The organism is Streptomyces iconiensis (genome assembly GCF_028657195.3).
Classification (GTDB): Bacteria; Actinomycetota; Actinomycetes; order Streptomycetales; family Streptomycetaceae; genus Streptomyces; species Streptomyces iconiensis.
Genome location: NZ_JANCPR020000023.1, coordinates 36,075 through 50,538, shown reverse-complemented (window position 1 = coordinate 50,538; position 14,464 = coordinate 36,075). Strand labels below are relative to the sequence as shown.

General features: G+C 69.8%; 11 protein-coding genes and 1 tRNA gene. 5 read left to right on the top strand and 7 right to left on the bottom strand.

The features are described 5' to 3' along the window. Positions 1 to 229: 229 nt before the first annotated feature. Positions 230 to 718, bottom strand: coding sequence for a hypothetical protein (locus tag NMN56_RS22820; protein WP_274045633.1), 489 nt, complete (start codon positions 716 to 718; stop codon positions 230 to 232). A 64-nt stretch (positions 719 to 782) separates the two neighbouring features. Then, complete coding sequence (locus NMN56_RS22815) at positions 783 to 1,427, bottom strand: hypothetical protein (RefSeq protein WP_274045634.1); 645 nt, start codon at positions 1,425 to 1,427, stop codon at positions 783 to 785. A gap of 529 nt (positions 1,428 to 1,956) precedes the next feature. Between NMN56_RS22815 and hrpA the strand changes: the two genes are divergently transcribed. The 3 genes from hrpA (at position 1,957) to NMN56_RS22800 (ending at position 6,704) form a co-directional block, all read left to right on the top strand. Further along, a complete protein-coding gene (gene hrpA, locus NMN56_RS22810; RefSeq protein ID WP_274045635.1) occupies positions 1,957 to 5,994 on the top strand; it encodes an ATP-dependent RNA helicase HrpA in 4,038 nt (1,345 codons plus the stop codon). A 111-nt stretch (positions 5,995 to 6,105) separates the two neighbouring features. Beyond that, positions 6,106 to 6,180: transfer RNA gene (locus NMN56_RS22805), tRNA-Asp, on the top strand. Between the two features lie 341 nt (positions 6,181 to 6,521). After that, entirely contained in the window at positions 6,522 to 6,704 is a 183-nt protein-coding gene (locus tag NMN56_RS22800; protein ID WP_274045636.1) for a DUF6274 family protein, read from the top strand. Positions 6,705 to 7,227: 523 nt separating this feature from the next. Here the strand turns inward: NMN56_RS22800 and bldC are convergent. Together bldC and NMN56_RS22790 are read right to left on the bottom strand one after the other, a co-directional pair. After that, complete coding sequence (bldC, locus tag NMN56_RS22795; protein WP_003949541.1) at positions 7,228 to 7,434, bottom strand: developmental transcriptional regulator BldC; 207 nt, start codon at positions 7,432 to 7,434, stop codon at positions 7,228 to 7,230. Positions 7,435 to 7,883: 449 nt separating this feature from the next. Beyond that, complete coding sequence (locus NMN56_RS22790) at positions 7,884 to 8,759, bottom strand: DUF8083 family protein (protein ID WP_274045637.1); 876 nt, start codon at positions 8,757 to 8,759, stop codon at positions 7,884 to 7,886. 185 nt (positions 8,760 to 8,944) lie between these two features. Here NMN56_RS22790 and NMN56_RS22785 point away from each other — a divergent pair, with 185 nt between their 5' ends. Continuing rightward, positions 8,945 to 10,081 carry a Leu/Phe/Val dehydrogenase gene (locus tag NMN56_RS22785; protein ID WP_430542680.1) on the top strand — a complete coding sequence of 379 codons (1,137 nt, stop codon included), beginning with the start codon at positions 8,945 to 8,947 and terminating at the stop codon, positions 10,079 to 10,081. Between the two features lie 249 nt (positions 10,082 to 10,330). After that, positions 10,331 to 10,591 carry a DUF3073 domain-containing protein gene (locus NMN56_RS22780; protein ID WP_274045638.1) on the top strand — a complete coding sequence of 87 codons (261 nt, stop codon included), beginning with the start codon at positions 10,331 to 10,333 and terminating at the stop codon, positions 10,589 to 10,591. A gap of 84 nt (positions 10,592 to 10,675) precedes the next feature. On the opposite strand, the gene purM is transcribed toward NMN56_RS22780, so the two are convergent. The 3 genes from purM to NMN56_RS22765 all read right to left on the bottom strand — a co-directional run bounded on the left by purM (position 10,676) and on the right by NMN56_RS22765 (position 14,389). After that, complete coding sequence (purM, locus tag NMN56_RS22775; protein WP_274045639.1) at positions 10,676 to 11,749, bottom strand: phosphoribosylformylglycinamidine cyclo-ligase; 1,074 nt, start codon at positions 11,747 to 11,749, stop codon at positions 10,676 to 10,678. A 216-nt stretch (positions 11,750 to 11,965) separates the two neighbouring features. After that, a complete protein-coding gene (gene purF, locus NMN56_RS22770; protein WP_274045640.1) occupies positions 11,966 to 13,510 on the bottom strand; it encodes an amidophosphoribosyltransferase in 1,545 nt (514 codons plus the stop codon). A 54-nt stretch (positions 13,511 to 13,564) separates the two neighbouring features. After that, on the bottom strand, positions 13,565 to 14,389 hold the full coding sequence (locus NMN56_RS22765; protein ID WP_274045641.1) for a maleylpyruvate isomerase family mycothiol-dependent enzyme: 825 nt from the start codon (positions 14,387 to 14,389) through the stop codon (positions 13,565 to 13,567). Positions 14,390 to 14,464: the final 75 nt, after the last annotated feature.

The following is a 14,464-nucleotide window of genomic DNA, read 5'->3' as shown; positions in this document are numbered from 1 at the left end:
GATCACGGGGAGAAGGGAAGGTCGGGAAGAGTCGGAAGTCGGAAGTCGGAGATCGGGAAGTCGGGAAGTCGGGAAGAAAGGGGCGCCCCGGATCGCGCCCGGACCTCTCCCGGGGCCGCCCCCGGGCCGCACTCGGGCGCCCCTGCGGGCGCGGGTGGGACCGGGCGGGACCGACCGGGTGGGGCCGGGACCGGAAGGGACCGGTGGGACCTGGACCGGGTGGTGGTGGTCAGGCGGTGACCGGGCAGGCGACCTCGCCCGCGAGCCGGCGTACGACGGCGAAGGCGAGCAGCGCCAGCGAGGCCACGGCCAGTACCGGCTGCAAGGGCTGCCACACGCTCAGCGCGCCGGACGTACCGAGCACGAGCAGCACCAGCTTGTTGCAGACCGGGCAGCCGACAGCGAAGAAGCTGAGCAGCCCGCCGACGGTGCCGAGCCGCGAGGCGCGGCGCTCACCGGGAGCGTGCGCTTCCTCGCCGCCGTCCGTACGTATGCCCGTACGGACGTACGTCGCCAGCAGCATCCCGGCCAGTACGGCGGTGAACGCCAGCACCGGGTAGCCCCACCACGGGGTCGCCACCGAGCGTGCGAACAGCTGGTTCGGGATCACGGCCGTGGGCAGGCCGACCGCGAGCACGGTCAGTACGGCGGCCCCTGCGGCCACGCCCCAGCGCGCGGGGCGCCAGGAACGGGCCGCGCGCAACGCGAGCGGAAACATACGTCTCCTGTCCTGGATACGGGTGCGGACTGCCTGACGGCACACGAGTGCCGTCGGGGCACATCTACACGCGCAGGACGGAGAGTTCGACCGGGGTGGGAGGCGGCGCGGGCGCGGGCCCGCGTACGGGCGGCCTCGCGTGCGCGGCCCCGAGCGCCGAGTGCGACTCCGGGGTCAGGCATGCGGCGAGCACGAAGGGGAGGCTCTGCTGGTTGCTGCTGGAGGGCGCCGAGGGGAGGGTGCCCTGCCCGTCGTCCTTGGACTTGTGACACCGCGAGGGCCCCGGATCGACGGCCCCGTCATCGGCCTGTTCCCGCGCCACGTGCGCCGCCGATACGGGCTCGGCGGCCGGCGCCGACACCGACGACGGCACGGTGGTGGACGCCGAGGCCGATGTGGCCGCATGCCCCGCGGTCGGGGCCGCATCCGCAGCCGGAATCGGAGCATCAGCCGGAACCGGAGCCTCGTAAACAGGCGAAGCAGTGGCACCGGCACCCGTACCGGAACCGAATCCGGAAGCGCCGGCCACATCCGCGCCCGCCCCCGCATCCGGAACCGCACCGGAACCGGAAACCGCGCCAGAGCCAGTAGCCGCAGCAGGAACCGCCACCGCACCCGAACCGGACACGGCGGCCCCGCACATCGCGAGCAGCAGCCCGACGAGCGCGACGGCCATCCACCGCGCCCGCACCTGTACTCCGCCACTCATGTCGTTCAGCCTAACCGCCTCCCGTGACGCCCCCCGCCGACCGGGGCCCCCTCCCGGCAGACCCCCACGGCGCCCCACCACCACGAACCGGACCACGCTCCCGCCCGCCCCGCCCCCGTACCGCACGCACAGCAGACCGCGCGCGAAAAGGCCACACGCCGAAAGAGCGCACCCACAGAAAGAGCCCGCACAGAACCGCACGCACAAGACCACCCGCCCCGTACCGCCCCCACAGGAGCCGCCCGCACAGGAGCCGCCCCCACACAGAAAGACGCCCCGCACGGACGGAGAAGGCACAAGGTACAGAGGACACCCAGAAAGGCACCCCCTCGTCCCGACACAGCCCGATCAAGCCCAAATACAGCCCAACCCAGCCCAACCCAACCCGACACAGCCCAACCCAACCCGGCACAGAAGGCATGGAAGGCATGGAAGACGGCACCGGAAGCCGCGAAGGGCGGTCGTGAGAGGGGTTCGGCAGTCAAATGGTTCGCCACCGGATCGTCCTGAGTGCGATCCTGGGTGAGGTATGTCGACTTCCACCCCACCCTCCCCCGCCGAGCTCACCGCGCGCGTTCCGAACCTGATGCTGGCCGACCAGCACCGGTTGGCCCGCCGCGTCGCTGGTGCGCGCAAGATCCGTAAGCCGGAGGCCCGTGCGGCCGTCCTCGCGGAGATCGCCACGGCGATGGACGAGTCCGAGCTGCGCGTGACCGCGCGCCGCGAGTCCGTCCCGGAGATCACGTATCCGCCACAACTGCCGGTCAGCCAGAAGAAGGGCGACATCCTGGAGGCCGTCCGCGACCACCAGGTCGTGATCGTCGCGGGCGAGACCGGCTCGGGCAAGACCACTCAGATCCCCAAGATCTGCATGGAGCTGGGGCGCGGCATCACCGGCGTCATCGGCCACACCCAGCCCCGCCGTATCGCGGCGCGCACGGTCGCCGAGCGGGTGGCGGAGGAGCTGGGCTCGCAGCTCGGGGACACCGTCGGCTGGAAGGTCCGCTTCACGGACCAGGTGCGGGACCACACGATGGTCAAGCTGATGACGGACGGCATCCTGCTCGCCGAGATCCAGCAGGACCGTGACCTGCGTCAGTACGACACGCTCATCATCGACGAGGCGCACGAGCGCAGCCTCAACATCGACTTCCTGCTCGGTTATCTCGCCCAGCTCCTGCCCAGGCGCCCCGACCTGAAGGTGATCATCACCTCGGCGACGATCGATCCGGAGCGCTTCTCGCGGCACTTCGGTGAAGCGCCGATCGTGGAGGTCTCGGGCCGGACGTATCCGGTGGAGGTGCGCTACAGGCCGCTGTTGGAGGAGGTGCCCGAGGGCGCCGAGGACTCGGCCGCGCCCGACCGCGACCAGGTCACCGCGATCTCCGACGCGGTGGACGAGCTGCAGGCCGAAGGCCCGGGCGACATCCTCGTGTTCCTCTCGGGCGAGCGGGAGATCCGGGACACGGCGGACGCGCTGGAGAAGAAGTTCCAGCGGACCGGAGGCCACAGACCCGGCGGCGAAACGGAGGTGCTCCCCCTCTACGCGCGCCTGTCCAACGCCGAGCAGCACCGCGTCTTCCAGGCGCACTCCAACCGCCGGGTCGTGCTCGCCACGAACGTCGCCGAGACCTCGCTGACGGTCCCCGGCATCAAGTACGTGATCGACCCGGGCACGGCGCGCATCTCGCGCTACAGCCACCGTACGAAGGTGCAGCGCCTGCCCATCGAGCCCGTGAGCCAGGCCAGCGCCAACCAGCGCAAGGGCCGCTCGGGGCGTACGTCGGACGGCATCTGCATCCGGCTGTACTCCGAGGACGACTTCGTCTCCCGGCCGGAGTTCACCGACCCGGAGATCCTCCGTACGAATCTGGCTTCCGTGATCCTCCAGATGACGGCAGCCGGGCTCGGCGACATCGAGAAGTTCCCCTTCATCGACCCGCCGGACCACCGCAGCATCAAGGCGGGTGTGCAGCTGCTGGAGGAGCTGGGCGCGCTGGAGACGCAGACGCGCAGGCTGACGAAGCTGGGCCGCAATCTCGCACAGCTGCCCGTCGACCCGCGGCTGGCCCGTATGGTCCTGGAGGCCGACAAGAACGGCTGCGCCCGCGAGGTGATGGTCATCGCCGCCGCGCTCTCCATCCAGGACCCGCGCGAACGCCCGTCCGACAAGCAGCAGCAGGCCGACCAGCACCACGCGCGCTTCAAGGACGAGACGAGCGACTTCCTCGCCCTCCTCAACCTGTGGCGCTACGTCAGGGAGCAGCAAAAGGCGCTCTCCTCCTCCGCCTTCCGCCGTATGTGCAAGGCGGAGTTCCTCAACTACCTGCGGATACGCGAGTGGCAGGACATCTGCACGCAGCTCCGCCAGGTCGCCAAGGGCATGAAGATCCACGTCAGCGACCAGGACGCCGACGAGATCCCGCAGGACGCGGTGCATCAGTCGCTGCTGGCGGGCCTGCTGTCGCACATCGGTCTCAAAGACACGGAGAAGAACGAGTATCTGGGCGCGCGCAGCGCCAAGTTCGCGATCTTCCCCGGCTCGGCACTCTTCAAGAAGCCCCCGCGCTGGATCATGTCGGCCGAGCTGGTCGAGACCTCGCGCCTGTGGGCGCGGGTCAACGCGAAGATCGATCCGGACTGGATCGAGCCCCTCGCGCAGCACCTGGTCAAGCGCACGTACAGCGAGCCGCACTGGGAGCAGAAGCAGGCGGCCGTCATGGCGTTCGAGCGCGTGACGCTGTACGGCGTGCCCGTCGTGGCGCAGCGCAAGGTGAACTACGGCCGGATCGACCCGGAGACAGCGCGCGACCTGTTCATCAGGAACGCGCTGGTGGAGGGCGACTGGCGCACCCACCACGAGTTCTTCCGTGACAACCGCAAACTCCTCGAAGAGGTCGAGGAGTTGGAGCACAGGGCGCGTCGCCGCGACATCCTCGTGGACGACGAGACGCTCTATGACTTCTACGACCAGCGCGTACCCGAACACGTCGTTTCCGGAGCGCACTTCGACTCCTGGTGGAAGAAGAAACGCCACGAGGAACCGGACCTGCTCAACTTCGAGAAGTCCATGCTCATCAACGAGCGGGCCGAGGACGTCTCCAAGGACGACTACCCCGACGTGTGGCACCAGGACGGCCTGGCCCTCCCGGTGACGTACCAGTTCGAGCCGGGCACGGACGCGGACGGCGTGACCGTCCACGTACCGCTCCAGGTGCTCAACCAGGTCAGGCCCGGTGGATCGTTCGACTGGCAGATCCCCGGCCTGCGCGAGGACCTGGTCACCGAGCTGATCCGGTCCCTGCCCAAGCCCATCCGCCGGCACTACGTCCCCGCGCCCAACTTCGCCAAGCGCTTCATCGAGACGGTCGAGCCGCGGGACGAGCCGCTGACCTACACGCTGGCGCGCGAGCTGCAGCGGATGGTCGGAGTCCCGGTCTCCGCACAGGACTTCGACCTCGCCAAGGTCCCCGACCACCTGAAGATCACATTCCGGGTGACGGACGAGCGCAAACAGAAGATCGCCGAGGACAAGGACCTCGAAGCACTCCAGCTGCGGCTGAAGTCGAAGACACGGGAGGCGATCACCAAGGCGTTCGACTCCTCGACGCGCGCGAAGGCCCGCAAGGCGGCGCAGGGCGCCGAGGCGGCCGGCAACGGCGCCCCGGAAGCCCCGCAGCCCAGCGTCCAGCGCACGGGCCTCACCGACTGGACCCTCGGCGCGCTCCCCCGCACGTTCGAGACCCGCCGCGCCGGCCAGCCCGTGAAGGCGTATCCGGCGCTCGTGGACGAGGGAGAATCGGCCGGTTCCGTCAGCGTGCGCCTCTACGACACCGAGGACGAGCAGCAACAGGCCATGTGGCGCGGCACCCGCCGCCTCATCCTGCTCAACATCCCCTCCGACCCGGCCAAGTTCGCGCAGGCCCAGCTCAACAACCAGCAGAAGCTGGCCCTTTCCCGCTCCCCGCACGGCAGCGTGCAGGCGCTGTTCGAGGACTGCGTACGGGCGACGGCCGACCGCCTCATCGCCGCGCACGGCGGTCCCGCCTGGGACGAGGAGTCCTTCCGCAAGCTCTTCGACGCCGTACGCGCCGACCTGGTGGACGGCACCCTGCGCACGGTCCGCCAGGTCCAGGAGGTGCTGGCCGCCTGGCACTCCTGCGAGGGCAGGCTGCGCGCGACGACGAGCCCGGTGCTGGCCGACTCCGTGGCGGACGTACGGGCCCAGCTCGACGCGCTCATCAAGCCGGGCTTCGTCACCGAACACGGCGCCGGCCGCCTCCAGGACCTGTTGCGCTACCTCACCGCTGCCGACCGCCGCCTCCAGCAACTCCCGCACCACGTCGAGCGGGACAGGTCCCGGATGGCCAAGGTGCGGGAGATGCGGGACGAGTATCTGTGGCTGCTGGAACAGTTCCCGCGCGGCCGTCCCGTGCCCAAGGCGGCCAGGGACATCCGCTGGATGATCGAGGAGCTACGGGTCAGCTACTTCGCCCACGCCCTCGGCACCGCCTACCCGATCTCGGACAAACGCATCGTGAAGGCCGTCGACGCCGCGGCCCCCTGAGCCCGCGGCCCGGACCCGTTCCGGTAACTCCCCAGTCACTCACAGCGAGTTCGCTCCCCAGTCCTGACCTGCTGTAGAGTCTGGTCTCGCGCCCAGCGCGCAGCCCCACGAGGTCCTGTGGAGCAGCTTGGAGTGCTCGCCACCCTGTCAAGGTGGAGGCCGCGGGTTCAAATCCCGTCAGGACCGCACAGAGAAAGGCCCACGATCCCCGATCGTGGGCCTTTCGCATGCCCGGCGCCGATCGCCCCTCCCCTGCGAGGCCGCCGACCGGCCCCGCCACCGCACGGCACCCTCACAACCCCTCACAGCTGTGCGTCCGGCACGCGCGCATCCTCCTGCCCCGCGTCCCCATGCGCCCGTATGCCGCGACCCGGCCACCCTGTCCGCGCCGCAGGCCAGCGGCCCCTGCTCCGTACGCCACAGAGGCGCGTACGCCCGCAGCGGCATGCCGCCCCGCGAGACAGCCGCCCCCGCACGGTTGACGCCCCCCGGGGCCCGGGGTACCCCTACTAAAGGAGGTGCGGTGGATGGCGACGACTCCGAAGACCCCAAGACGGCATGAAACGAGGGCGCTGCTGCGTGCGCATCTGGCCGCCGCGACGCGCTACCACCACGTCACCCGGCACTGCCCGGTCTGCCACCGGCTGCTGCGGCTCGCGCTGGAGTCGGCACCCGAGCCGGCCCGGGACCAAGAACCCCCCGCCGGCTGATCCACGCGGAGTCCGTACGCCGCCCCTCGACGCGGATCCGGCGGTGACGGCGGAGGTCACTCTCCCTCATCAGCCCATTACCGTAAGGCAGTTGGCCGTAACAAGGCTTGCCTCATGTGACGGGTGTCACCCCATTTCCCCGTACTGGCGAGGAACTTGAGGCACCCTCACACCGCGTCAATTTAATATGTGCAATTGCACTGCCCGCCCCACACGCCAGGAACGCCCCTCGGGACGCCCTCTGTGCAGCGTCCCCAACCGGGGCCCAGGTCATGCGGACGGGTTCCCCCGAAGCCGATCAAGGTCGACCAGCGGCGATCAACGACCACGGGCCTGCGCGCACCCCTCCCCGCCGAGCCCCTGCGACCCCGGCGCACAAAAAAATCGCGCTGGACCCGGCGGAGTCCAGCGCGATCAACGAGCAAGCACTGTTGGGGCAGTGGCCTGTCGTGTGGTGCTCAGGAGGCGTGATTTCAGGGTGGGGGCCCCGAAAAATGCCTCTATATGGTGTTGTTTTGCCTGATCAAGCCTCGCTGCGCTGCTGCGGGATGCCCGCCAGCAGTGCGCGCACCTCCGCCTCGCGGTAGCGGCGATGCCCTCCGAGCGTGCGGATGGACGTGAGCTTGCCCGCCTTTGCCCAGCGCGTGACCGTCTTCGGGTCCACGCGGAACATCGTGGCAACCTCAGCCGGGGTCAACAGCGGCTCGGCATCAGGGGTGCGAGCGGTCATGAGCGGCCTCCTCGGGAGAACCGAACCATCACGGTTCTTTCCTCTAAATTCTGCACCTTGACCCGCGTTGCCCGATATGGCGGACGCGAGCCGAGTCGGTTATAGGACGAACGGCTTGTCCTCGGCACTACAACTACACCATCTGTCCAGCCACGTCGGCCAAACCGATGGAATTGCCCTCTCAGGTGTTCAACCTCGGCGGAAGACGATGGACCGTGCCATAGCGGACAGTCACGTCACCGTGACGATCAGTCACAACGGGAGCAGGGGTCATCAGACCTACCAAGGAGCGCAATACCGATCTTTCCGCCCATAGTTGGACGGAAGGAGCCCTGTGCGAGCTCCTTGTCCTATTTTGACACGAGGAGTAGCCCTGAGGGCAAGACCCCCCTTAAGTGCAATCCATCACGCTTGAGGCAAAAACCCGGTTCGGGACGTAGGTCCTAGTCCTAAGAAGCGAACTGCAGCTCCCTGATCGCCCTCCAGCGATCCGTGAGCCGCTCGTACGCCTCCCCCGCCCGGTCGCCGTCCCCCTCACGGAGCGCGGCGAGCCCCTCCGCCACATCCGCAGCAGAGTGGTCCCCCGCGAGCTTCTCCTCGGGGATCGCGTGGGCCAGACCGCCGTAGTCCAGCTCGACGAGGGAACGCGGATGGAATTCCTCCAGCCAGCGGCCCACATCTACCAGGCCATCGACGAGCGGCCCCTCCTCCAGCTCCTCACGGAGCACCTTCAGTCCCCGTGCGAGGCGGCGCCGCGCCTGGACCATCGGTGTGCGGTAGCGGAAAACGAACTGCTGTCCGCTCTCCTGACCCGATTCCGGCTTCGCAAACTCCCTCTCTTCGTCGGCGAAGAGAACGAACCACCGCACGGGCACATGCCACAGCGCGGTGCGGATCCACGGGCGCGCGTCCGGGTTGTGTTCCCGCCACCGTTCGTAGTCGGCCGCGGCCTGACGCCGTACGACCGGGGGCAGCGCCGCGTCCAGCACGGGCTGGGGCAGCGCCAGCTCCCGGTCCCCCGCTGCCTGGGTGAGCGCGGTGAGCGCCTGCCAGCTGCGCAGCCGGGTGCGCCAGGGGCACACGCACGTCACCCCGTCCACCTCGGCGACGAACGCCTCCGCGCTCTCCCGCACGGGCACCACGACGGGGGGTACGGGCAGCAAGTCGGCCAGCGCGCGCCGGACTTCGTCCTGCGCCGTGGGGAAGCGGTCCTGCTTGGCGTAGGCGATCCAGTGGGACCGTTCGGGCTCCGGAAAGGCGGCCAGTGGTTCGTAGACCCGTAGGTATGCCGCGTACGGGACGACGACCGACGCTTTCTCAGCCACGCGCTTCCTCCAAGAACCGGGTCCGGACAAGCCTGAAAGACAGTTGACTACCCCGATCGTGGGACCGCAACGTGCCCGCGAGGCCCAGGTCGTACGCTGCTCTGGACCGGCCCTCCCGGGCACCCCCTGCCACAAGCGGCGCGGCTCGGCAGAGGGCGTCCGACGCGCATACAGGAGTCACCACCGTGACTGATGTACTTCCTCCCGCCGGCCAAGGCTCCAGCTCCTCCGCAGGCGACGGCGGAGCCGGCGAAGCGGGTCTCGTGCGGACCCTGTTCCACTCGGAGCGGGGAGGCCATGAGCAGGTCGTGCTGTGCCAGGACAGGGAGAGCGGCCTCAAGGCCGTGATCGCCCTCCACTCCACCGCACTCGGCCCCGCACTGGGCGGCACCCGCTTCCACGCGTACGACGGCTCAGGGAACCCCGAAGAGGCCGCCGTGCTCGACGCGCTCAACCTCGCACGGGGCATGTCCTACAAGAACGCGCTCGCCGGCCTCGACCACGGCGGCGGCAAAGCCGTGATCATCGGCGACCCCGAGCTGATCAAGACCGAGGCGCTGCTGCGCGCCTACGGCCGCTTCGTCGCTTCGCTGGGCGGCCGTTACGTCACCGCGTGTGACGTCGGTACGTACGTGCAGGACATGGACGTCGTCGCGCAGGAGTGCCGCTGGACCACCGGCCGCTCGCCCGAGAACGGCGGCGCGGGCGACTCGTCCGTGCTCACCGCCTACGGCGTCTTCCAGGGCATGCGCGCGAGCGCGCAGAAGCTGTGGGGCGATCCCACGCTCCGCGACCGTACGGTCGGCATCGCGGGCGTGGGCAAGGTCGGCCACCACCTCGTCGAGCACCTGCTGGAGGACGGCGCACACGTGGTCGTCACGGACGTACGGGAGGCGTCGGTGCGGCGCGTCCTGGACGCGCATCCCGAGGTGCGGGCCGTGGACGGCACCGAGGCGCTGATCCGCACCGAGGGGCTGGACATCTACGCACCGTGTGCGCTCGGCGGGGCCCTGAACGACGAGACGGTGCCCGCACTGACCGCGCGGGCGGTCTGCGGCGCGGCCAACAACCAGCTCGCGCACCCCGGGGTGGAGAAGGACCTCGCCGGGCGCGGGATTCTCTACGCACCCGACTATGTGGTGAACTCGGGCGGTGTCATCCAGGTCGCGGACGAGCTGCACGGTTTCGACTTCGCGCGTGCGAAAGCAAAGGCCGCGAAGATCTTCGACACCACCGTGGCCATCTTCGAGCGCGCCGAGGCGGACGGAGTGCCGCCCGTCGCGGCGGCGGACCGGCTCGCGGAACAGCGGATGGCCAGGTGAGAGGCGTCTCACCACCCCGCGGCAGGCCGATCCGCCACAGGAAGGTAAAATCGCAACTGACCAGCATGAGAAAGGTCATCGGGCGCGTCGGACGGCGTCCGTGTCGTGCGGGCGACGTACCGTACGGCCGCGGAAGCAGGTACCGTTGAAGCCCTGAGTACCGGTCTTTCACCTGAGAGACCGCTCTGAATTATGAACGCGTGTCAAGACTCTGGGGCCGTCGAGCCCCGTCGTTGAGGGGGTCGAGCCATGGGGCGCGGCCGGGCCAAGGCCAAGCAGACGAAGGTCGCCCGCCAGCTGAAGTACAACAGCGGTGGGACGGACCTATCGCGCCTGGCCGAGGAGCTGGGCGCATCGCCATCGAACCAGCCGCCGAATGGTGAGCCGTTCGAGGACGATGAGCAGGACGACGACCCGTACGCACAGTACGCGGATCGGTACAACGACGAGGAGGACGACGACGCGGAGTCATCCGCCTCGTCGGACCAAGCACACCGTCGTCGCGCTTGACGTTCGATCACAGCGACCCGGTCCGGCATCCCGCCGGACCGGGTTCTGTGCTGTCCGTACGTCCAGCAGCTCCGGTGACGGGGCTCAGCGCGCATAGTCGCCCGTGAGGGTGACCGCCTCCGTGCGGTCGCCCCGGTCGCTGATGCTTCCCGCCACCCAGGCGTCCACGCCGCGGTCGGCGAGTGTGGCCAGCGTCACGGAGACCGACTGCTGCGGCACGACGGCGATCATCCCGACGCCCATGTTCAGCGTCTTCTCCATCTCGGCGCGCGGCACGTCGCCCGCCGCCGCGACCACGTCGAAGACGGGGCCCGGGGTCCATGTCGCGCGGTCGACCGTGGCGTGCAGCTCGTCGGGGACGACGCGTGCGAGGTTGCCCGCGAGGCCGCCGCCCGTGATGTGCGAGAAGGCGTGCACCTCGGTGGTGCGGGTCAGCTCCAGGCAGTCCAGCGAGTAGATCTTGGTGGGCTCCAGCAGCTCCTCGCCGAGCGTGCGGCCGAACTCGGGCACCTGGCGGTCGGGCGACCAGCCGGCGCGGTCGAAGACGACGTGCCTGACCAGCGAGTACCCGTTCGAGTGAAGCCCGGACGAGGCCATCGCGATCACCGCGTCCCCCGTACGGATACGGTCGGCGCCCAGCACCGCGTCCGCCTCCACGACGCCGGTGCCGGCGCCCGCCACGTCGTACTCGTCGGGGCCCAGCAGGCCCGGGTGCTCGGCCGTCTCGCCGCCCACCAGGGAGCAGCCCGCCAGGACGCAGCCCTCGGCGATGCCCTTCACGATCTGGGCCACACGCTCGGGGACGACCTTGCCGACACAGATGTAGTCCGTCATGAACAGCGGCTCGGCCCCGCACACCACGAGGTCGTCCACGACCATCGCGACCAGGTCGTGACCGATCGTGTCGTGGATGTCCATGCGCTGTGCGAGCGCGACCTTGGTGCCGACGCCGTCGGTGGCCGAGGCCAGGAGGGGGCGCGTGTAGTCCTTGAGGCGGGAGGCGTCGAAGAGGCCGGCGAAGCCGCCCAACGACCCGATGGACTCGGGGCGCTGGGTCTTCTTGACCCACTCCTTCATGAGGGCGACGGCACGGTCACCGGCCTCGATGTCCACCCCCGCTGCGGCGTAGCTGGCGCCTGCGGCCTGGCTGTTCGTCATGAGTACGTCGTCTCTCGTTGAGTGGCTCAGCTGGGCCCCCGGCCCGCCCTTTTCCCCTTGTACGCGGGGGTGCGCCCCGCGTGGCCCGCCGTTCACATGGCGTGCCGAAGCGCCCGTACCCGCTCCGCTCGGGTCGCTGGGCGGCCGGAGGCGGCGGGGCAGGGGGCCGTGGCCCCCGGACGGGCGGGAAGAGGCGGGACAGCGGGAGGCATGGGGCTAGGGGCGCTTCAGTGCGTCCGCACCGCCGACACCGGCCGTCAGGGTGGTCACACCGTCGACGTCCGTCTCGGCTTCCAGCAGGTGCTTGCCCAGCAGCTCGGGGTCGGGGAGCGCCATCGGGTACTCCCCGTCGAAGCACGCCCGGCACAGCTGCGACTTCGGGATCGTCGTCGCCTCGGTCATGCCGTCGATCGAGATGTAGGACAGCGAGTCGGCGCCGAGCGACGTGCCGATCTCCTCGACCGACAGCCCGTTGGCGATCAGCTCCGCCCGGGTGGCGAAGTCGATGCCGAAGAAGCAGGGCCACTTGATCGGCGGCGAGCTGATCCGTACGTGGATCTCGGCGGCGCCCGCCTCGCGCAGCATGCGGACCAGGGCGCGCTGCGTGTTGCCGCGCACGATGGAGTCGTCCACGACGACGAGCCGCTTGCCCCGGATGACTTCCTTGAGCGGATTCAGCTTCAGGCGGATTCCGAGCTGGCGGATGGTCTGCGAAGGCTGGATGAAGGTCCTGCCGACGTAGCTGTTCTTGACCAGACCGACGCCGTACGGGATGCCGCTCGCCTCGGCGTAGCCGACCGCCGCTGGGGTGCCCGATTCGGGGGTCGCTATGACGAGGTCGGCGTCGGCAGGGGCCTCGGCCGCGAGCTTGCGGCCCATCTCGACACGGGAGAGGTAGACGTTCCGGCCCGCGATGTCGGTGTCGGGGCGCGCGAGGTAGACGTACTCGAAGACACAGCCCTTCGGCTTTGCTTCGGCGAACCTGGTGGAGCGGAGCCCGTTCTCGTCGATGGCGATCAGTTCGCCGGGTTCGATCTCGCGGATGAAGCTGGCGCCGCAGATGTCCAGGGCCGAGGTCTCGCTCGCCACGACCCAGCCGCGCTCCAGCCGGCCGAGCACCAGGGGCCTGATGCCCTGCGCGTCACGGGCGGCGTACAGGGTCTGCTCGTCCATGAAGACCATGGAGAAGGCGCCCTTGACCTGGGGCAGCACAAGGGGCGCCGCCTGCTCGACGGTGAGCGGGGTGCCGTCCTCGGCCGTCTGGCCCGCGAGCAGGGCCGTGACCAGGTCGGTGTCGTTGGTGGCTGCTACCTGGGTGGCCCGGCCGTTGCCGGTGACCGCGAGCTTGGCGACCAGTTCGGCCAGCTCAGCGGTGTTGACCAGGTTGCCGTTGTGGCCCAGCGCGATGGAGCCGTGCGCGGTCGCGCGGAAGGTCGGCTGGGCGTTCTCCCAGACCGAGGCGCCTGTCGTCGAGTAGCGCGCGTGACCCACGGCGATGTGGCCGCGCAGGGAACCGAGTGAGGTTTCGTCGAAGACCTGGGAAACCAGGCCCATGTCCTTGAAGACGAGAATCTGGGAGCCGTTGCTGACCGCAATGCCCGCGGACTCCTGACCGCGGTGCTGCAGTGCGTACAGGCCGAAATACGTGAGCTTCGCGACCTCTTCTCCCGGAGCCCAGACACCGAAGACGCCGCAAGCGTCCTGGGGGCCCTTCTCACCGGGAAGGAGGTCGTGGTTGAGTCGTCCATCACCACGTAGCACGTCACCGAGTCTAGGACAGGTGCCCCGCTGCTCCGAACCGGGGACCTGTGATGTTCAGCCCAAAACCGGGAGCAGGCCCGCCAGGTCGGCGCGCTCGCCGCTCGCGGACAGGTGTGCCGTATCGAGTGCGTCCGCCCAGGTCGTACGGCCTGTGGCGAGGCGCAGCCAGGTCAGCGGGTGGGCCTCGACGACGTTGGGCGGGGTGCCGCGGGTGTGCCGGGGGCCTTCGACAGCCTGTACGACGGCGAAGGGCGGGACCCGCACCTCGACGGATGCCCCGGGCGCCTTGGCCGCGAGCGCGTCGGCCAGGAGGCGCACCGTGGCGGCCAGGGCCTGCCGGTCCAGGTGGACGGCGGCGCCGGTGGCGCGGCCCAGATCGTCGCTGTGCACGACCAGTTCCACGAGGCGGGTCACCGTGAAGTCGAGCATGCGCATGGCCCCGAAGCCGTGCGGGATCAGCAGGTCCTCGCGTACGGCCGACTCGATGACCGGCTCCAGGTCAGCCACGGCCTCGTCGATACGGGCCGCGCCGTCCGGGGCGCGTGCGGCCTCCTCGCGGGTCTGCGCGTCCAGCCTGTCGGCGACCGTCGCGGTGGACAGTGCCCAGGACGACAGGGAGACGGCAGGGGACTTGGCGGGGGCCTCCGGCTTGCCGAGGAAGCGGGGTACGGCGTCGATCTGGAGCGCGATGTGCACCAGCAGGTGGTGGACGTCCCAGCCCGGCAGGCCCGAGGCGCGTGCCCGCTGCTCGGGCGTGAGCCGGTGCGCGGCGTCGGCGACGGCCTCGACCTGGGCGATGAGCGCCTTGCGTACCCGGGCGGGGTCGTAGCTGCGGGGGTTCCTGTCTCTTCCGGTGGCGTTGCGGTTCGCGGGCGGCATACGCGTGAGATTAGCCGTTACGCGCCTGTGCCCTGACCCTGCCTGGGGCAGCCGTGCCGACCGGGGGGAGCCGTG